This window comes from Bradyrhizobium sp. sGM-13, from assembly GCF_018398875.1.
Taxonomy (GTDB): domain Bacteria; phylum Pseudomonadota; class Alphaproteobacteria; order Rhizobiales; family Xanthobacteraceae; genus Bradyrhizobium.
Genome location: NZ_JAGWDK010000493.1, coordinates 1 through 221, shown reverse-complemented (window position 1 = coordinate 221; position 221 = coordinate 1). Strand labels below are relative to the sequence as shown.

1 pseudogene is annotated in these 221 nt (G+C 71.9%); it reads left to right on the top strand.

Annotated features, from left to right (window positions below):
* Nucleotides 1-221, top strand: a pseudogene (locus KJQ96_RS39770) (GNAT family N-acetyltransferase); the annotation flags it as partial.

Sequence of the window (221 nt, the reverse complement as noted above, 5' to 3'; positions counted from 1 at the left end):
AAGGTGAGCCGGCGGCATCGCTCTGCGCGCTGCCCGCTGAAGGCACCGAGGCCGCCGCGCGGGCGGCGATTCGGGAGGTGGCGACCGCGATCGGGCTGAGCGCCACCGATCTGAAGGCGATCTTCCGGCGTGGCACCTATGGGGCGAATTGCTGGGTGCAGGGCGGCGAGGGCGAATGGCTGATCGAGCATGTCGCCACGCTGCCGGCCTATCGCGGCCGC